Raw genomic sequence first — 19,955 nt, forward strand, 5'->3', positions numbered from 1 at the left:
CGATGCGCCGATCATGTCCCTGGCGCCCTGTCGGTCGGCGGCTGCCGGCTCTGTGGCCGGCCCATGGCCTGGAACTCGGGATGCCCGGCCAGATAATCCGGTCCATACAGCAGGTACGCCAGTACCACGCAGTGCCACGGCGCCCAGGGACCGGACAAGCGCAGCGGATCCTCTCCCTGAAGCAGCACCGTGAACGCATAGCCGCTCGGCGCCGGCCACAGCTCCATGACCCAGTCAAGCGGCCAACCGCGCCACTGGTTGCCCATGAACGCCAGGACGCGCTGATTGGTCACCAGAGTCTGCGCCCAGCCGAGCGGCCGCCACTGTTCTCGCGCCTGTCGCTCTGCCCGCGCCCGCCGGATGGAGTTGCCCACCAGGTTGGCCGCGAACCCGGCCGCCATCACGGCTGGATGGCCGAAGACCATGCGGTTCTGCTCGTAGGTGACGTCCATTCCGCACCAGGTCTCGTGCATCAACTGGGTGTCGCCGTGGACCACCTCGTAGGCGTTGAGCCGCACGTTGCCGGCGGAGAACGTCGGTAACGGACTTCCCGCCAGTACGGAGGCGCGCAGGACGCAGGAGTCATGCCAGCCCTGCGCGGCCGCGGAATCTGGAGATGGATTCACCGGTTCCTCGCTATGTCGATAGATGATCAGATGAAGCCGTCGAAAAGCACCTGCGGAAGCCCGGCGACGAAGGCGCTGAAACCGCCATCGCGATCTCTTCACTCCGCCGGACGGCTGTGCTCCCAGGCGATGGTGAACAGCTGCGACGCGTAGTCGTACAGCACCCCGGGCCGGTGGGCGACGATGCACGGCGAGTTGCGGCCGTGCTCGGCGGGGCGGTACACGGTGAGGTAGACGACGTTGTCGGTGATCACGATGCGGTGGAGGTTCGGCAGGTCGTAGAAGCGCAGCGAGATCGGTCCCCGATGCCGCGTGACCTCGCTGACGTACGCGGCGTTGATCCGCACCTGGTCGGCGAGCAGACCGGGGGAGAAGCCCAGGTCGGCGCGGCGCAGGTCCGACTCTCGCTGTGAGATCCAGTAGTCGTTGCCGCTCGTGGTGTCGGGCAGGAGCACCTGTACGGACGTCAGGCCCTTGCCCGCCGCCTCCCAGACCGGGGCGAAACTGTCGCGCGTCAGCTCGTTGCCCCGGCCGGCGAGGACGCGTACCCATCGCGCGCGGCCCAGCTCGGCCGCCAGATCCTGCGCGGCCAACTGCTGGCGCGGGAGGACGTGGAGCTCTCCCAGACCGGTCAGATGGGCCAGGACGATGGCCGGCCATCGGCGGGAACGCAGGGAGAAGGCCCAGCCGCCGACGATGGTGAGCGCGGTCGCGAACATGGAGCTCACCACGCCGAGCACGAACTCCGCCATGACGTCACGTGCTCGCGGCCGGCAGGTAGGGGAGCAGATGGCGCAGGGTGAGCGCGGCGTGCCGGGCGGCGAGGTCCTGGTGGTCGTCGTTCTTGCCCGCGCTGGAATCGTCGGAGATTCCGCGTACGACGACCCAGCCGCGGACGATCTGGGGGCCGTCCTGCTCGTGGAAGGCCTGGGTCAGGCCGCCGGCCTCCATGTCCACGGCGAGGATCTTGTCGTTGTACGCCTTCAGATACCGGATGATCTCCGACTCGGCGTCCGCGATGACGGCGTCACCCGAGCCGATCGGGCCGGGCAGCACCTGGAAGTGACCTGAGCCGTCGAGAGAGGGGAACTTGGCGGGCTCGCCGTGGGCGGTGAAGAAGGAGTTGACCGCGTGCCCCGTCGCGGCGGGCGCCTTCAGCTCCTCCCCTCTGCGCCGCCGCCCGTGAGGGGTCTCCTTGCGCAGGTCGTAATAGATGACTCGGGTGGTCACCACGACGTCGCGCACTTTGACGTCGCGGTGGATGCCGCCGCCGATTCCCGCCAGTACGACAATGGCCGGGTTGTAATGCCGCCGGAGCTGCTCGAAGGCGACCACGGTCGAGCGCTGCCCCTGCTCCAGGGCGCGGATCGCGACGATCCGGTGGTTCGTCCCCTGAGCGGCTACGGTTCCCTCGAAGAAGGGCAGCGAGCTGTCGGAAACCTGCCGCAGGCCGAGCACTTCGTGGACCGCGCCGGCCTCCTTGCCGAGTATGGTGATGACCCCTACGTCGGCTCGCCTGGCGGATGTCCGGTTCTTTTCGCGGACGGTGACCGTCGCTCCGTCCCCGACGGCGGATTGCCGGATCTTCATGGAGCCGCCGTAATTGATGACGCCGCTGTTGCCGGTCATCATTCGCCTCCCTCGTGCGCCGAGGATTGCTCGGCGTTCTTGTCTGGTTCGCGGCTGTCCGCGCGTACCCGGGCGTTGACGCCCACCGCTGACTGCTTCATTTCGACCTTGCCGCCCATGTTCAGGACGCCGGAATTGATGATGCCGATGGCCCGCCTCTTGAACGCGGAGGTGTCGATCTTGTGGTCTTCGAGGAAGTCCTCGACGGCTTTCAGCAGGCGTTGCTCGATGAGTTTCATGTGGTCGTGGATCGTGACCTCGTCCAATTGCGACTGTCGCCACGGAGTAGATTTCTCCTGTCTGATGCTGAGCTGGGCGCCGATGGCCATTCCGCGACGGGGTTTGAGCAAGCGGTTCTTCCTGGCTCTTACGGCTCCGATCAGGAGCGCGGGCGCCTGGGCCAGACTCCGCACGGCGGCGACCCGGTCGGGGAGAACGCCCAGCTCGCGCAGCGCGGACCGCAGAACCGCGGTCGCGCCGCTCTCGGCGAAGGCGTTCAGCACGTGATATTCGCTGGGGGTTCTGGTCAGTGCGCAGGCGGCGAAGTCGAGGCTCAAGGCCTTGCCTTTCACCGTGACTCTGACGAAGACCGTCGTGACTATTTCACCGGTCAGGCTCGCGCCGATCTCCAGGAAATGGTGTTCGGCCCCGTAGGGGGCGTCGATGATGCTGTTCATCTTGTGCCGGTCGGGTAACTCCCGCAGCCACTCGGCGTGCGGTGGCACGTCGGACTCGGCTATGTACACGCGGTCGTTGACCGTGAATCCGCTCAACGCGTTGGGATCGTTGGCGTCGCCCATGGGCGCCATGGCCTTTTTCAGATGGTCCACGAGTTCGTGCGCCTGGAAAGCGGGGCCGGCGTACTCGCGCTCCTCCATCGACCTGTGCTCCATGGCGTCCACGACGTTCATGGCCTCCAGCAGCTGAATGGTCAGCGGGGGAAGCCATCGGTGCACGAGCGTGCCGCTACCGACGAAGGGACTCTGATCCTCGTCGATCAAATCCCAGGCCGGTCTCTCCTGTTCCTCTTCCGGGTCCGGTGGTGAAGGTCTGCGGTAGACGACGTACGGGTGCGATTGCTGCTCGGAGATCGCCCGCAGCCGCGGAGAGAGCCTCGCCGGGAGCAACGAGACGGCGTGGTACATGCGGTTGAGACATATCTGATGCGCGGCGCCCCTTCCTCCCACCACGACGGCGATCGAGAGGAGGAGGAGTCCCGCCGTCCCCGCCGTCTCGCCCAGCGGAGCATCGGAGAGTGAGGCGGCCAGGAACACCACGACGATCAGAACGACGCACCCCATGCCGCACAGGCGCAACAAGCGTTCGTGCTGGCGCAACTCCTCGCCCTCGCTCCGCCACCTCGCCCGTCGCAGCCAGTGGTCCGCGATCTCCTTGGCGCGAAGGGGGAGCACCACGAGCGCGCTCCTGAGGAACAGGCGGCCCGACCACCAGAACGCGAGCACGCTGAGGACGACGATGGCGGAGGCGGGGCGGATCATGAGTCCGGCCGTGAACACCGCGAGGACGCCGAGATGCTGCGCCGTCTCCAGCCGCCACGCCAGCCAGGCGTGCCCGACGACGGGCACGAGGTCGAAGCCGTACGAGGGCGCGACCATGTGACGGGGGTCGTTGTGGACCTTGCGGAGGACGACGGTCCGTAGCTCGGGATCGAGATACACGCCTGTGCACAGATGCCTCGTTGCCGCGTCCTGGCGCAGGGCTCCCGCGTGATCTCTCCCGGATCTGCTCATACCGCCCTCATTTCTAGTTAAGGTCTACTTGACCATAAATGGTGGCGGGTATTGGGTCAAGGTGACCTTAGATATTCTGTGAGCGTGGTGAACCGGGCATCAAAGCATGACGGGACGGTGTCCGCGGCGGTCACCGTGGACTTGGTGATCTTCACGGTGCGCGATGCCAGCCTGCGTGTCCTGCTGATCGAGCGCGGAAAGCCGCCCTTCGAGGGTGGGCTCGCCCTCCCCGGAGGCTACGTGCGGGTCGGCGAGGACCTCGACCAGGCCGCGCTCCGCGAGCTGGCGGAGGAGACGGGCGTCGACGGCCGCGGCCTCTACCTGGAGCAGCTGCGCACGTTCGGGGCCCCCGAACGCGATCCGCGCGGCCGGACCTTCACCGTCGCCTACCTCGCGCTCGGCCCCGACCTGCCCGCGCCGGTCGCGGGCACCGACGCCGCGACCGCCCACTGGGTGCCCGTCGAGACCGCGCTGGCGTCCGAGCTGGCCTTCGACCACCTGACGATCCTCAAGGAAGGGCTCGACCGGGCCCGCTCGAAACTCGAATACACGACGGCGGCGGCGGCGTTCTGCCGCGAGCCCTTCACCATCGCCGACCTGCGGCACATCTACGAGGTCATCTGGGGGTTCCCGCTGGACCCCAGCAACTTCCGCCGCAAGGTGACCAAGGCGGCCGACTTCGTGGTGCCTACCGGAGAGTTGAGCACGCCCGAGATCGGCCGGCCCGCCGCGCTCTACCGCCGGGGCGCGGCCGCGCTGCTGTTCCCGCCCTTGCCGCGGTCGGGCGACGTGGATCGCGACGCCTACCCGTCAACGGTCACCGCCTGACCTGCCGTCCACGACGACCCGTCGCGCGCCGTCCGTCGATGCGGCATGGTGGATCCCGTGTCTCCTGAGCGTTCGCCGGAGACTCGCCCGCCGGGGGAGGCGAGCTCGGATCGGCTGCGAATATCGTTCCGTACCGCGCGTGAGGCGGCCGCGGTGCTCCGCGGTGCCGAGCGCGGCCGCGAGGTGGTCCGGACGATCCGGCCAAGAGGAATCTCCGGCCTGATCCGCGAGCGGGCGCCACTGTCGATCATCCTGTACGCGGCCTCGCGCGAAGGGCGGCTCGTCTGGCAGGGATCGGACGCCTTCGCGCTGCTGGAGCCTCCTCGCGGTGAGCGGGTCACCGGCCGGCCGGGCGGGCTGCTGCGCCTGGTCGGCAAGCACTGGGACCTCGTGCTGTTCATGGGGCCTCCAGCGGTGTCGCTGGCCCTGGCGGCGCTGATGGTGCCGCTGGGCGTGACCTGGCACTGGTATGCCGCGTGGCTGATCGGGCTGCTGCTTCCGGCGCTGGTGGCGCTGTACGTCACCGTCCTGATGGGCGCGATGATCTGCACCATGACCGTCAGGTGGCTCTTGGACCTGCCGGTCCGCGGTCGCCGGGAGCGGTGGGCGGCCGGGGAGATGATCTTCCATTACTGGTCCATGCCGCTGTGCCACTGCGGCGACGCCACCGCAGCGCCCGCGCTGCTGGGTCAGGTCACGGAGCGGCTGCGCGTGCTGGTGCGGGCCCAGGTCGTACGGGCGGCCGGGGATCTGGGAGCGCGTACGGGGATCGTCGAGGTCAACAGGCCGCTGCTCTGCCTTCTCAACGGAGCGACGACCGGGGCGATGCGCGAGACCATAACGGCGACCGCGGGCGCGAGCACCGCCGGGGTCACCTTCCTCGCGACAGGGTCGGCATCGGACGTGGAAACGCCCAAGACCGCCAACCCCGCCCCCGGATTCGGCCTCTACCTCCTCGCGGTCGCGGTCATCGTGCCGGTTCAGGCGTACTTGCTGGCCGGCTGGGAGCGGACGGAGTGTGCTTCCGACTGCGCGGGCAGGCCCGCGAGCTACGGCACCGCCCTGCGCTGGCTCGCCTGGCGCCTCATCGGTGGCAACCCCGCCGATGTCGTGCCCGCGACCACCCAGGGATGGGTGCTCGGGTGGCTCAACACGATCCTGGGGATCATGGCCGTGCTGCTCTTCGGGGTCACGATGTGGCGAGCGGCGGCGATGCACAGGGAACGAGTGGACAACCTCCGGAAGGAGACGAGGTCGGTGCTGGGAACATCAACTGTCCTGATCATGGTCGCCACGCCCGAGGAGAAGCAGGCCGTGATCGAGGCCGTCACCGGCGTCACGGGAACGACCCCGCAGCGTCGCACCTTGGAGTATCACACCGCGTTCGAATTGGGCGTGGTGAGCCGCGCCCGGGTGCTGCTCGCGCAGACTCAGCCTGGGTCCACCAATCCCGGCAGCGCCACCCTGACCGCCCAATCCCTGATCGACCAGCTCAAGCCCGACTACCTGCTGCTCACCGGCATCTGCTTCGGCCTGCGCGAGGGCAAGCAGCGGCTTGGGGACATCCTGGTGTGCACCCAGTTGCGGATCACGGATTACAAGAAGATCGTCGAGCCCACGCCCGGGACCCCGGTCGAGATTCCGCGAGGCGAGCGGGTGGCCCCGTCGGTGACGCTGCTCGACCGATGCCAGAACGCCAGATTGACACAGGACGGCCCCAAGATCCACTGTGGTCCGCTCCTCTCCGGGAACGTGCTGCTGAACTCGCCGACAGCGCGCCGGCGCATGATCGAGGCGGAGCCCGACGCGATCGGCGGCGAGATGGAAGGGCTGGGCGTCTACGCGGCGGCGGCCAAGGACAAGGTCGACTGGATCGTGGTGAAGGCCATCTGCGACTGGGGGATGGCCAAGGACGACGACTGGCACGAGCGGGCGGCGCGCAATGCGGCCGAGTTCGTCCGCGACGTGCTGCGTACGGGCGGGCTGGACCGGTCTCCCCGTCGATCCTGAAGCTCGCCCCATTTAGGGTCAGCTTGACTTAAAGCGGTCGGCCGCGATATGGTCCAAGTGACCTTAAGGTGGGGTCTTGATCGTCAGGTGACATGCGCGCGGTCGCTCTCGCGTTTTAGGTGAATCGCACGTATATCAAAGCGCTTCCTTCTCGCGAAATATCACTCCATCTGGCATACAGCGTCATATCCTGCATTCCCCGCGCTCTGTCGTGATGGAGGTCAGTGATGTTCGCAAATCGCCCCGGTCTCCCGGGGAATTCTCCGGGACGGCTGCCCGGCAGTGGGCGTGGGGACCTGTCGGGCAGTTCGGGAAGATTAGCCGGAATTGCCGTAGTTGGGGTGCTTTTCCTGACTGTTGTCGGGGCGGGGGTGATCTGGTACCTGAGTGGGCGGGGCGATTCGCTGGAAGACGCCACCCTGGCCGGGGCGCGGCAGACCAAGGGCGTCGTATGCCTGGATGTGGCCGGTGACTTCTCCGCCTCGATGGACGACAGCGTCGACACGCGGAACTCGGCGCTGGCCTTGCTCAAGCCCTTCATGGCCCGGGAGATGCGGCCGGACGATCTGCTGACGACGGTCAGGTTCGCCAACACGGCCTCGTTGACCCTCGCTCCTACTCGGGCGGCAGACCTCACGCGGGCCGCCGAAGAGCTCGGGAACGTGGAATCGGGCCAGTACACGTACTTCATCCCCGCGATCAAGGCTCTCGATAGCGGCCACGACGAGGAGGGCGGCGCCTGCGCCAGGCGGGTCCTCGTCGCCATCACGGACGGTGAGTTCGCGGATGACATGGACCAGCTCGTCCCGCTCGTCCGCCACTTCGATGGGGTCTACCTGGCCGTGCCGGACCAGCCCTCGGGCTACCGGCCGAGACGCTTCGCCGCCGACGCCAGGCTGGCCGCGGTCGTCACCGAGGGCTTCGACGACGCCGAGGCGCTCAGCCTGCTGTACGGAGAGGCGCTCGCCGCGGCCACCGGCCAACGGCTCGCGCATCGGTAGCCGAAAACCGGAATTAAGCACGCGCCGAATCTGGATAAGGTCGGTGACCAAATACCGTTTTAATCGAAAATCGCATCCTTTATTGGTATTCACTGTGCGGCGCGGCCCGATACACTCTGGTTCACGAATTTCCCCGTCCCCCTAGCAAACGGAAACTCGTTATGACAATCCCCCCATCCGACCCAGAATCTCCTGAAATAAGCACTATGTCGGATATCGGCCCAACTGCGGCCGCACTCGAACAGCTGTCCGCGGAAATCAGGGCGAAGTTCAAGCATGACCATGACCGTGCCGTTCATCGGGAAGAGATCATCGACCGGCTCTTCGAAGAGAACAAGGCACTCCGTCATGGTCTGCTCCAGGAGGCGCTGGCACCGGTGCGGGCCGGCCTCTACCGCCTGTACGACCTGGCCGACCGGGAAGCGGCCAGGCTCCGGGGGACGCCGGGCAATGATCGCCACGTCGGCTCACTCCTGGAGGCGATCGCCGCCGAGGTGGCCGAGGTGCTGGCCAGGACCGGGGCCGAGCTGATCGAGGTCGAGCCCGGCGACCCGTACGACTCCGCCAGGCACCGGGCGACCAGGGCGGAGCCGGGGCCGGACGGTCAGGTCATGGCGGTGCTCTCGGCCGGTTTCCAGCAGGGAGAGCGAGTCCTGCGCAAGGCCGACGTGGTGGTCGGCCGCGCCGTCGACGCACAGCCGCAGGGGGCGGCGGAAGAGCAGAGGAAGGACGGATAGATGGCCGTATACGGGATCGACCTCGGCACCACCTACTCATGCATCGCCGGCATCGACGAGGTCGGCCGGGCGGAGGTGCACCGCAACAGTGAGGGGGTCGACACCACGCCCTCCGTGGTCTTCTTCGAGACGCCGGACAACGTCGTGGTCGGCCAGGAGGCCAAGGACAGCGCGGTCGCCCAGCCGGACCTCGTGATCAGCCGCATCAAGCGCGACATGGGTCACGAAGTCACCAGGACCCTGCACGGTCGCGCGTACTCGCCGGAGGAGATCTCGGCGTTGGTGCTGCGCAAACTGGCCGAAGACGTCAAGGTCGCGACGGGCAAGACCGTGTCCGACGTGGTGATCACGGTCCCGGCGTACTTCGGCGCGGCCGAGCGCGAAGCCACCAGGAAGGCCGGCCAGATCGCCGACCTGAACGTGATCGACATCGTCTCCGAGCCGATAGCCGCCGCGATCACCTACGGTGTGCTCAACCCGGAGGAGGATTGCCACATCCTCGTCTATGACCTGGGCGGCGGCACGTTCGACACGACCGTCATCACTCTGCGCGGCGGCGACATCGAGGTCGTGTGCACCGACGGCGACCACAGCCTCGGTGGCGCCGACTGGGATGACCAACTGGTCGAGCACCTGGCGGACAGCTTCAAGCGGGAGCACCCCGACGTCAGCGATCCGCTGGACAGCAAGGCCACCGAGCAGGACCTGCGCAAGATCGCGGAAAACCTCAAGAAGACCTTGTCCACCCGGGTCAAGCAGAACGCCCGAGTCATGCACGAAGGGCGCGCGACCACGGTGGAGTTCACCCGGGACGCCTTCGAGGCGCTCACCCGGAACCTGCTGGAGCGCACCGTGGCCATCGTGCGGCGGACGCAGGAGACGGCGCGGACGAAGGGGGTCGCCGCCTTCGACCACCTCGTGCTGGTCGGCGGCTCGTCGAGGATGCCCGCGGTGGCCGAAACCCTGCAGAAGGAACTCGGACTGACGCCACGGCTCCAGGACCCCGACCTGGCGGTGGCCAAGGGCGCGGCCCTCTACGCGTTCGAGGAGACATATCGCCGGCTGCTGAGCTCGGGGGATCGGGCCAAGGCCGAGACGATGGCGCTCGAGGCGGGGCTGTCCGGCACGCAGCGGCAGCAGATCGAGGGCCGGACGATCAAGACGGTCGCCTCGCGGGCCTTCGGCATCGTCTCGACGGAGGGCGAGTCCCGGCGGGACTACGTCACCCACCTCGTGCACGCCAACGACTCACTCCCGGCCGCTGTCACCAAGCGCTTCGTGACCCTGGACGACGGCCAGGAGACCGTCGCCATCCAGGTGATGGAGCAGGCCGGCAGCCTCGAGTCCCGCGAGGTCGACGACAACGACAAGATCGGAGAGGGCGACCTGCGCATCCCCCCGGGCAAGCCCGCGGGCTTCCCGATCGAGGTGACCTTCACGCTGGACACCTCTGGCCTGCTGCACGTCACGGCCCGGGAGAACGAACGAGGCGAGCAACTGGACCTCGACATCCAGATCGGCGGCATGTCCGAGGAAGAGGTCGCCTCGTCGAGGGCCTCACTGTCCCAGATCCGTGTGGACTGATCCATGCCGTTCGAGGAGGCCAGATATGTCCGGGAGGTGCTCGATCCGGCCCGGCAGGCCGGTGGCGCCCCCCCGGTGGACCTGCGGCAGCGCTACCAGGTCACGGAGGACATGAGCGCCGCCGAGGTCACCGAGACCGTCCGGCAGGTCCGGCAGTGCTGGCGGCGTTCGCGGCAGATGCTGAAGTTCCGCAAGCTGATCGACGCACTGGAAGCCGATCACGCCAAGAACTACACCTCGATCTTCCAGGCGGCGGCGGACGGTGATCGCGGCCCGCTGCACGCCGAGATCAAGCGGTCCGCCGAGCGCGACAGCAAGCGCCTGGCGGATGTGCGGCAGCGGCTGGACGACGCGGCGGGAAAGCTCCGGCTGCTGCCGCCCGGCGTCGTCGCGGGCATCGCCACGTCGGCGGGGCTCGGCGCCCAGGACGCCACCGGCCTGGCCGCCGCGCTGGGGATCGAGGTGCGCGAACCCGACCCGCTGCCGCAGTCGCCGCCGTACGCGGCCTACGCCCAGGTCCGCGCGGCGCTTGACACGTTGGACGAGCGCCACCTCGCCGGGTACGTCTTCCCCGACCGCCGCACCGGGATCCGGGTCATGGGCGAGATCCCAGGCATCCTTGATCGGGTCGCCAAGCTGGAACAAGACGCGCAGCGCAAGACCCGGGGCCCGTGGACGGTGAGCGCCGACGTGATCTTCAGCGCCCTGCGCAACACTCCGGACCCCGCGGCGCTCCTGCTCTACGACACCGTCGCCAGACTGCGCGAACGCGTCCGCGAGCATTCGACCGACCACACGCTGATGCGGCACGCCACCGACGACCTCGGCCTCGATCCGGATGACGCCAAACGGCTGGTCTTCGCGATCCGCCAGGAGAGCGGCGTGTCGGGCGGCCCGGGCGGTCGGCTGCGCGAGCTCATCGACGCGGGAAAGATCCAGGCGGCCGTGGACTTCGTCGAGGCGCTCCCGGCCGAGGCGCTGAGCGGCGAGACGGCCGAACTGGCGTCGGAGGTGCGCGCCCGGCTGGCCAAAGCCATCCGGCTGCGCGACGAGGCACGTACGGAGGCCGATCCCGACCAGGCGTGGATCATGATCGAGGACGCCCTGCGCCGCGCCCCCGACCTCTCCGGAGCGCAGGATCTGCTGGCCGGGCTCCCGCCCCGGCCGCCGGGCCAGGTGCGGGCGCGCCTGCGGGGCGAAGTGGTGGCCATCACCTGGGAGCCGTCACCGTCCAGAGCCGGCGACATCGACTATGAGGTGTACCGAAACGGTGTTCCCTTCGCCCAGGCGACGCGTCCGAACGCCTCCGACGCACGGCCGCCGGTGAACACGCCCGTGATCTACTCGGTGGCGGCCCGCCGCGGGGAGGCCTCGTCGGCCCCGGTCGACTGCGCTCCCTTGACGCTCCGGCCCGAGCCCGAAGACCTGCGGCTGACCGCCGTGGATGGCGTCGTCACCGGTCAGTGGCGCACCCCGGCTGAGGTGTCGAGGGTCGTCGTCAAGCGTGACGGCAGGCCGATACCCGTGGAAGGCTCTGGTTTCCGCGATCGCGACGTGCGTAACGGCACCACCTACGACTACCTCATCGCGGCCGTCTATCCCGATGGCCGGGGCGAGGTCACCACGCCGGGGTTGCGGCGCGCCGTCACGCCCCAGGCGAGGCCGGTGCCGGTCGCCGACTTCACGGTGGAATCCGCCCTGGGCGGTCATGGCGAACTGCTGATCCGCTGTGCCGAGCCGCCGTCGGGCGTGCCGCAGTTCATGATGCTCGCGGCGGAGCCCCGCTGGCCGTACGGGACGGTCGTCTCCCTCCAGGAGGTGCGGGCGGCGGGCCAGGTCCTGTCCGCCACGCCCACACGGGACGGCTACCTGCTGGGCTCGGCCCAGGCGTCCGGCGTGCTCCTGGCCGTCACGGTCGCGGGAGACAGCGCGACCATCGGCGCGTACCGCGAGCACGTCAATCTGACGTCGCCCCGGCGGGTGAGCGCGGTGCGTCGCGGCGGAACGGTTCACATCGGGCTGGAGTGGCCGAGCGACGTGCCGGAGATCGAGGTCACGTGGGGTACGCGGCGCCTGGTGGTCTCGTCGGCCGCCTACCGGTCTCAGGGGGGCATCCGCCTCGACATCCCCGAGGGAGAGGCGCCGGAGATCCACCTGGCCCCGACGAGCGTGGTGAACGGCACGCGGGTCCGGGGGCCGGCCGTGCTCGCGCCGCTCTCCGCCGTCGTACCCATCCGCTACGACCTGCGCAAAGAGGGGGCTCCCTGGCACCGCGAACTGGTCGTCCACCTGACGTCCGGGCGACCCGCGCGGGTCGCCCGCCTGGTTCTCGTGATCAAGGCGGGCGGGGTCCAGCCGGGCTCGGCCGAAGACGGCCGCGTGCTGGCCGAGTGGTCCGACATCAGCGCTCCTGCCCGGCTGGTCGTTCCGCTGCCCAGACAGCCGAAACCGTACTGGTTGCGGTGTTTCGCCGACGGCCCGATCGAGCTCATCGATCCGCCGGTACGCGTGCTCAAGGTGGGGTGAGGCTGTGATCACGTGTCCCTTCTGCTTCGTCAAGGTGGCGCCCAACCGCGTCGCCTTCCGCTGCCTGGGCCCCAGCGGCCGGACCGTGGGCTGCGCGCCGCAACCGGACGGCATGCTCGGCGCGTTCCGCGGCGGCCCGAACCCGCCCGTACTGCCACCGGTCTTCTCCGTGCGGCGCCCCGGACGGCGCGCCGTCTGTCCCACCTGCTCGCGGGAGTCCGCGTGGCGGGTCTGCCCGTCGTGCCACAACAGGCTTCCGGCGGAGTACTGCGCCAACCCCGGCAAGATCGTCGCGCTCGTCGGGGCGAAGCACGCGGGCAAGAGCACCTACATCGCGGTCCTGGTCCACGAGCTCATGAACCGGGTCGGAGAGGAGCTCAACGCCTCGCTCGTACCGTGCGACGACCGGACCATCGAACGCTACAAAACGGACTTCGCCCGCCCGCTCTACGCCGACCACAAGCTCCTGACCTTCACGCAGTCGTCGGCGAATGTGCCCCGCGACCCGTTGGTCTACCTCTTCACGCGTACGCTCGGCAGCCGGCTCCGCAGGCGTACGGCCTCGCTGACCCTGGTCCTGTTCGACACGGCAGGGGAGGACCTGCGCCAGCGCGAGATGAGTGAGCTGCACCTGCGCTACCTGCAGGCGGCCGACGCCGTCATCTTCCTGCTGGATCCGCTCGAACTGCCCGGCGCTCAGGCGGCGCTGCACGGCTCGGCCAGGGAACGCGGCGGAACACTCGCTGACGACCTGATGAGTGACCAGATGGATGTCGTCGTGAGGGTCACCGAGCTGTTGCGCAAGCGCGACAAGGGGCGCGTGACCATTCCCACGGCCGTCGCCCTGAGCAAGATCGACGAGCTGCGGGAGTCCATGGAGCGTCAGTCGGCGCTGCACCGCACCCGCGAGCCGATCGGGGCGCTCGACCTCGATGACCGGGAGGCCGTGGACGAGCAGGTCCGAGCCCTGCTGCACCAGTGGCAGGCGGGCATGGTGGACCGCTACCTGAGCCAGCAGTACGACGACTACGCCCTGTTCGGGCTGTCGGCTCTCGGCGCGGTGCCGGAGGGCGAGACGGTCGCGCGCAGCGGTATCCGCCCGTACCGCGTCGAGGATCCGCTGCTGTGGCTGCTGTACCGGTTCAAGATGCTCGACGGCATACGGAGGTAGCCCGTGGCTTGGCAGCTCCACTACACCTCGGCGGCTACAGGGCCGTCCGGGCGCGCCGGTTTTCAGATCGTGGCCGAGAGCCCGGGGTTGCCCGCCGGGTCGGGTCAGCAGGTCACGCCGTACCTCACGTACCGGCCGCCACCGAACACGCCGACCGCGCCGTCACCGGAGCGGATCCGCGCGATGCCGGTCGCTCTGTCGTACGGTCCGGTCGGCGACCGGTACGCCCTGGTCCGCTGCGTCTACCTGGGCCAGGACTACTCGGGCAGATACGGCAACTTCCTAGGCCACGCCCTGGTGCTGGCCGACGACGATCTGGTCGGGCTGCGGCCGATCGAGTTCTGGCAGGCGCCGCTGTGGGCGGACACCTCCGCCTCGCCCGGCTCGGAGCTGCCCGAGCTGGTCGATCTCATGCCGGGAGCCGCGCTGGACCCCGAGTCTCTCGGGCGATGGCTCGACTCCGGCGGGGCGGCCGCCTACGAACGGCTGAGCATCCTGCTCGAACTCGTCCGGCGCAGCCTCGTCCAAGCGGACGGCCGGATCATCCTGGTCAGCGCCGACTGCGATGAGATCGTCCGCTGGATCGCGGTATTGTCCTACTCGCTGCCGTGGGACGCGGTCACCCGGCTGTCCTTCGTCACCTACAGCGGGGACCCGGCCTCGACCGCACAGCTCGTCGTGGGGACCACACCCGATGTCTGGATCCCCTCCGACGTGGATGCGACCGTCGTCGTCCTGGCCGAGGAGCCGCAGCCGATCGAGACCGGCCGCTTCTCCACCACCGTGCGGGAGCTGTGGCGGTCCATGGACTTCGCCGGGATCGACGAGCTCGCCGGGTTCAAGGCGGCCGACCCCGACACGGCGGCGGCGCTGGTGGCGCTCTGCCTGACTGGCGCTTCGCTCTCCGCGCAGGAGCAGGCGGCGGTGGCCGAGCTGGTCCGCAACGGCCTGCCCGAGTGGGTGTGGCCCCTGCTGGGGCAGCGGGCCGACCTGCTCGGTCACCCCCTCGCGGCGGCGGTCGCCGAGCACGGTCCCGCCGAGGCGGCCGGTGCGTGCATGGCGCGGTGCGTCGAGCTGGCGCTGCACGACCCGGAGCTGGGGCGGCCGCGCGCACCGTTGCCGCACGCGTACCGCCCAAGGGTGACGGCGGTGGCACTGACCGAGCTGGACGCCGTGAACCGGCTCGATCGCCTGGTCGGCATCCTCCGGACGGCCGAGGCGGCCGGCCTGGAGCTGCCGGCGGCGCACATGGAGCGGGCGGCGGCCGCTCTGGCCCGCGCCGACCTCGCGGATGTGTCGAAGCAGCTCGGCCGCACCCCGTTCGCCTGGCGCGAGCCGCTGCTGGACGGGCTGGTCCACGGACTGGAGCGCGCGGCGCCCGATGCGCTCCTAGCTGACCTGCGCCGATCTCCTGAGCTGTGTCGATTGCTGGCCGACCGGGACCTGCGGGCGGCGCCCGCGATCGCGAGCGCCGTGATCGTCTGGCAGGTCGAGTCCGGCGGCCTCGACCGCGTGGAGGCGACGGTCCGGCTCCTGTCACTCCGGAACGTGCCGGGCACGTGGGAGAAGCGGGAGCAGACGCTGAAGGCCATCTGGCAGGCCGCTCCGAAGGCCGATGAAGTGCGCCGCCTCATCGAGACGGGTGGTGAGCAGGTACAGGAATACCCCACGCTGAGCGGCCTGCCCGCGCGCCTGTTCGTGCGCGTGGGGGTGAAGAGCCGCGAGGCCGTGGACGTCGCCGGCAGGGTACGCGACGCCGGGCTGGCCGGTTTCGTGGCCGATGACGCCGAGGCGGTGCTGCTGGTGACCGAGCTGGGCGGCGTGCGCACTCCCGTCCATGCCGTAAGAGAGGTGGAACGCCTCACCGCCCTGGCCGGCCGGCTCGATGCCGAGCTCGCCGCCCTGGTACGCGCCTTGGCCGCGAAGACTCTCGCCGGGCAGGATCCGGCGTTCCGGATGGTCCTGGTGCGGGAGCTGCCGAGGCGCTCCCAGGACTGGCTGGTCGATCTCTGGCTGGCCGCTCGGCCGAGCCGGGAGGAGCAGACGGCGCTGCTGGAGATCGCGATCCGGCTGCGCGGCCATGGCGTGCTCATTTCCAGCCTGGACGAGTGGGCGCACGGCGTGGCCAACAGCCGCTCGCCGTTCGCGTTCATGGACAGCAGGTTCAAGAAGGATCCCGAACTGCATGAGGGCCTGCGGGAGCTCATGAGGTCGAAGCGCCGAGGAATCCTGCGCTGGGGGGACAACTGATGTATTTTCTGCTTTTCCTGGTCATCGCGTGGTTCGTCGCGATGATGGTCGGCACGTTCGTCGCGATGGTGCTCTATCCGATCGTCCTGCTGGGCAGCACGCTCGTCGCGGTCGGCCTCTACCTTCGGCAGGCCTACGCGGTCCTGGTGCCCGACTTCACGGCGGGTCTGTCACCGGTCCCGCCGCCGGAGGCCGGGAGAGGGCGTGACCCCGCCTACCCTCACTACCTGTCCTCCCAGGTGTGGAAGGACTGGCAGGCGATCCTGCGTACTACGTCCCCGCGCATCGCCACACAGGCGGACAAGGCGCTGCGCAACATCACCAGCACGCTCCTCAGCGGCCAACAGGCCTGGTTCCTGTTCCCCATCTGGCTCGGCATCTGCGGCGGCATCATCACGGCCGCGGTGCCCGTATTGGTGCTCGGCGCGCTGATCATGGTGCTCTATACGATGACGGTTGCGCTCGGGTTGCTGGTCTGGCTGATCTGCGTAGCGGGGCTGCGGGTCGTGGAGCAGGCGTTCATGCTGGTGTACCGGATCCTGCAGACCTGTCCCTATCCTGGCTGCTACGCCCGGTTTACGCTGCCCGTCTACGCGTGCTCGACCTGCGGCCGCAAGCACGCGAAGCTGAGACCCGACCTGAACGGCGCCGCCCGGCATGTCTGCCAGTGCGGCACGCGCCTGCCGACGATCGTCCCGCTCGGCCGCTACCGGCTCCAGGCGTACTGCCCGCACTGTGACCGCCTGCTGCCGACCCGCGTCGGCAGAGTGCGGATCGAGCCGCTGCCCTTCGTCGGCGGCCCGGACGCGGGCAAGACGACGTTCATGGCGCTCGGCGTCGACGCCGTCCACGGCGCGGTGAATGCGGTGGGCGGCCGCGCCCTGTTCGCCGACAAGAGCGACGAGCAGGCGTTCCGGAAGCTGCGCGTGGAGCTGTCGTCGGGGAAGATCAGCAAAACGCTCGCCGACCTGCCCAAGGCCGTGATGCTGGACGTGGCGCTGCCCGGGAAGAGGGGCGGCAACCGGATCCTCTACCTGTTCGATCCGTCTGGCGAGCACTACACCGGCGCCAGCAGGGTCGAGGAGATGCGCTACCTGGCGCACGGAGAGGCGTTGATCCTGGTCATCGACCCCTTCGCACTGCCCGACGTACAGGATCACCTGCTGGAGTCCGAGCGGCAGGCACTGGCCGCCAAGGGCGTGGTGCTGTCCCGAGAGGACCCGGCCGACACCTTCACCCGTCTGCGCAACGAGCTGGCCAGCAGGGCCGACGGCGGGAAGCAGCGCCGGGTCGCGGTCGTCCTCACCAAGGCCGACCTGCTCAAGCGGACCACCTCCGGACGCGGCATCGACGACTTGCCCCGCTGGCTCACGATCATGGGGCTCGGCAATCTGGTACGCGAGCTGAACCACCAGGGGGCGGAGGTCCGCTACCTCACCTCGGGCCTGCCGCCTCAGGGGGCGCAGATCGTCGAACTGCTCGGCTGGCTGGGCGGGCTGCGGCTGAACGGTCAGCCGGCCGACGGGACCTTGGCAGCGGCGGAGTTGACGGCGGGTGACGCGAGGAGGCCGTGGGACACCAGGCCGCGTCCACCGGGCCGCCTGCCCTTGAGCTACCTGATCTTCCGGCGGACGCTCGCCGCCGCTACGGTGACGACCTCCGTCCTGATGCTCCTCCTGTTGAGCCTGCTGCTGCTGACCATGTGGCTACCGCACGACACCGCGCCGACACTGGGCGCCGCGACTACCGCGCCGCTGATGGCGGCGCCCGTCGGAAAGGCGCTCGCCGGGCGTTGGCAGGGACCGTCCGCGAGATCGGGCTCAGCGATCACCACGTAAGGATCGTCCTCACGAAAGGCGCGCGGCTGAAGCGGGCGGTGTCCGGCAAGCTCGGTCGCTGGTGGTTCCGGCGCCTCGAGGACATCTCCCAAGGAGAGATCTCCCGTTCCTTAGCGACGTTGGTCAAGAAGGCCTGACGGGTCTCTGCGGTCTCGCCAAGGGAGGAGGGTTGGCCCACGTCAGAGGTCACCGGGTTTCGTCGTCAGCTCCTTGGCGCTCGATGGCGTCGCAGAGAGCGAATCGCCGCCGTCGATCGCTTCGCGCAGATGTGAGGCGTTGTCAGATGGGCTCTTTCGGCAGGCGGCCAGGAGCTCACTCGAATCGTATCGGCGGGCATAGTGAAGCGTCAGAGCGCGCCACCGGGAGTCATCCACCTTCGTGCAGAGGAATTGTCCCATCCACTCTTCAGGATTGCTTGACCGGAGACAGTGCCAATGGATGAAGGGGTGCGCGAACGAATAGGCGCCCGAGGTCTTTCTGACGAGAATGCCGTTCCGTCGGCTGGTGGCCTTCAGGAGACTGGCAGCCTTCTTGTCGTCGCCCTCTTGTAGTTGGTCCGTCAGCCATCGTTCTGCCATTTGCCGGGGTATTGAGTCTCCATACTCCTTGCACATGAAGTAGGCCAAGGCGTCAAGCTGGCCGCGGTCGAGCCCTTGCCGGGCCCCTTCCATGGCCTGCTCGTCTCGGATGCCGTTTGCAAGGAGAAAGTCGCACACTTTCCCGCACAGCTCTCCGGAACGCAGGAATTCGACTGGGTCGGGGCTCGACTCGTAGAACTGGCACGTCGCGGACAGCAGCAAGGGATTGCTCCCGAAGTCTCGCAGGACTGGGTCCGTCGTCACCCAGTTGATGAGATCGTCGGCACTCCCGCGGTTGCCCCGGACCTGAACGCCTGGCCCACTTGACCGGATATCGGCAGTGGTCTGGAACCAGCGGCGGATGTACTCCTTGATCTGATCATCCTTGAATGTCGCTATCTCTAGAAATATTCGTCCAGCAAGCTGATGGTCCTCGAATGCGTAGGGCCGGCCGAGGAGCAGGAAGAAGTTGCCGGGATAGCTCTCCCTGGCGTTGTCGACCATGGTGAGAACGCTCTTTCTGAATTCGCGGTCGCCGATGTCGTCAAGGCCGTCCATGATTATTACGCAGCTCCCTTGCAGCAGCTTCGACTCGAGCCACTTCGGCGGCTCGGTGGCGGCGAGGTCGGCGGGGATGCAGGATCTGATCAGGGATGTCAGGTTCTGGGCCGCCAGCGCCTCGAGTCCGCGCTTGAAGCACTGGGCGAGCTGCCGGGAGTCGAGTGCCAGAACCACCGCCCTCATGGGCGCCCGCAACGCCCACGCCGTAGGCCAGTCTCCGCCCTGGGCTCGAGCGCGCAGCGCCACACGCAACAGTTTGCGTGCGGGATTCTCGCAGAGCAGGTGAACCAGCCACTTCCATAGAGCGGTTTTTCCGCTGCCAGCGGCTCCCACCACCATGAAAGGAGAGGGCGAATGGCGCCGATAAAGATCCCACAATCCGTCTGGACTCTCTAGGGCGTAGCGCTGGCCCTGCACGACAATGGGTGGAAATATAATATTTTCTCCAACTGTGTCCGGGTTGCGCTCCTCTAGGCGGTTGTGGATGAATAGAGTGTCGATCGGAATGATCAGGCCGCCCGCTCTCCCGCCATCACCGTCGTGCCATCGCGCTCGCTCCCGCATCAGCCCGCGTAGACGTCTCGGAAACTGGGTGAAGCTCCGCCGTATCCGTCCTTCCATCCCTGCGGCCAGTGACTTCTCTAGCCCTTTGGTGACCTCCTGGTATATCCCCCGCACGAACAGGGACGCCATCAGGAAGGTGCCGTATATCGAGAGCAGGAGAACCGTGGTCGCGGGATGCTCGAGTAGCCAGGTGTGACCGAAGACCGTGACTATGCCTGGGGGGAGTGCTGCCGCAACGGCGCCGACGAGGCGTGACCGCCACGTCGGCGCGTGCGAAACATGCATCCCAATCTCCTGATAT

At 68.4% G+C, this 19,955-nt stretch carries 14 protein-coding genes; 9 read left to right on the forward strand and 5 right to left on the reverse strand.

Features of this window, described 5'->3' with window-relative positions:
• Positions 1–11 precede the first annotated feature (11 nt).
• From AB0B64_RS38985 to AB0B64_RS39000, 4 genes are all read right to left on the reverse strand, one after another.
• A complete protein-coding gene (locus AB0B64_RS38985) occupies positions 12–626 on the reverse strand; it encodes a hypothetical protein (protein WP_357954303.1) in 615 nt (204 codons plus the stop codon).
• 98 nt (positions 627–724) lie between these two features.
• The gene (locus tag AB0B64_RS38990; protein WP_357954301.1) at positions 725–1,378 is read right to left on the reverse strand and encodes a hypothetical protein; all 654 of its coding nucleotides are present in this window, start codon (positions 1,376–1,378) and stop codon (positions 725–727) included.
• A gap of 4 nt (positions 1,379–1,382) precedes the next feature.
• Positions 1,383–2,258, reverse strand: coding sequence for a hypothetical protein (locus AB0B64_RS38995; RefSeq protein ID WP_358184130.1), 876 nt, complete (start codon positions 2,256–2,258; stop codon positions 1,383–1,385).
• A complete protein-coding gene (locus AB0B64_RS39000) occupies positions 2,255–4,006 on the reverse strand; it encodes a hypothetical protein (RefSeq protein WP_358184133.1) in 1,752 nt (583 codons plus the stop codon). Before AB0B64_RS39000 ends, AB0B64_RS38995 begins: the two co-directional genes overlap by 4 nt.
• A gap of 78 nt (positions 4,007–4,084) precedes the next feature.
• On the opposite strand from AB0B64_RS39000, the gene AB0B64_RS39005 reads away from it, so the two are divergent.
• From AB0B64_RS39005 to AB0B64_RS39045, 9 genes are all read left to right on the forward strand, one after another.
• The gene (locus AB0B64_RS39005; RefSeq protein ID WP_358184136.1) at positions 4,085–4,834 is read left to right on the forward strand and encodes an NUDIX domain-containing protein; all 750 of its coding nucleotides are present in this window, start codon (positions 4,085–4,087) and stop codon (positions 4,832–4,834) included.
• Positions 4,835–4,891: 57 nt separating this feature from the next.
• Positions 4,892–6,844, forward strand: coding sequence for a 5'-methylthioadenosine/S-adenosylhomocysteine nucleosidase (locus AB0B64_RS39010; protein ID WP_358184139.1), 1,953 nt, complete (start codon positions 4,892–4,894; stop codon positions 6,842–6,844).
• A 341-nt stretch (positions 6,845–7,185) separates the two neighbouring features.
• Positions 7,186–7,845, forward strand: a complete 660-nt coding sequence (locus AB0B64_RS39015) for a hypothetical protein (protein ID WP_358184142.1) — start codon at positions 7,186–7,188, stop codon at positions 7,843–7,845.
• Between the two features lie 206 nt (positions 7,846–8,051).
• Positions 8,052–8,582, forward strand: coding sequence for a nucleotide exchange factor GrpE (grpE, locus tag AB0B64_RS39020; protein WP_357954290.1), 531 nt, complete (start codon positions 8,052–8,054; stop codon positions 8,580–8,582).
• On the forward strand, positions 8,583–10,166 hold the full coding sequence (locus AB0B64_RS39025; RefSeq protein WP_357954288.1) for an Hsp70 family protein: 1,584 nt from the start codon (positions 8,583–8,585) through the stop codon (positions 10,164–10,166).
• A 3-nt stretch (positions 10,167–10,169) separates the two neighbouring features.
• Positions 10,170–12,692, forward strand: coding sequence for a hypothetical protein (locus AB0B64_RS39030; protein ID WP_358184145.1), 2,523 nt, complete (start codon positions 10,170–10,172; stop codon positions 12,690–12,692).
• 4 nt (positions 12,693–12,696) lie between these two features.
• Entirely contained in the window at positions 12,697–13,863 is a 1,167-nt protein-coding gene (locus tag AB0B64_RS39035; protein WP_358184148.1) for a hypothetical protein, read from the forward strand.
• Positions 13,864–13,866: 3 nt separating this feature from the next.
• On the forward strand, positions 13,867–16,113 hold the full coding sequence (locus AB0B64_RS39040) for a hypothetical protein (RefSeq protein ID WP_358184151.1): 2,247 nt from the start codon (positions 13,867–13,869) through the stop codon (positions 16,111–16,113).
• Positions 16,113–17,951 carry a hypothetical protein gene (locus AB0B64_RS39045; RefSeq protein ID WP_357954282.1) on the forward strand — a complete coding sequence of 613 codons (1,839 nt, stop codon included), beginning with the start codon at positions 16,113–16,115 and terminating at the stop codon, positions 17,949–17,951. The genes AB0B64_RS39040 and AB0B64_RS39045 overlap by 1 nt, the downstream gene beginning before the upstream one ends.
• A 179-nt stretch (positions 17,952–18,130) precedes the next feature.
• On the opposite strand, the gene AB0B64_RS39050 is transcribed toward AB0B64_RS39045, so the two are convergent.
• The gene (locus AB0B64_RS39050; RefSeq protein ID WP_357954280.1) at positions 18,131–19,939 is read right to left on the reverse strand and encodes an NACHT domain-containing protein; all 1,809 of its coding nucleotides are present in this window, start codon (positions 19,937–19,939) and stop codon (positions 18,131–18,133) included.
• Positions 19,940–19,955: the final 16 nt, after the last annotated feature.

The organism is Nonomuraea sp. NPDC049129 (genome assembly GCF_040648495.1).
Classification (GTDB): Bacteria; Actinomycetota; Actinomycetes; order Streptosporangiales; family Streptosporangiaceae; genus Nonomuraea.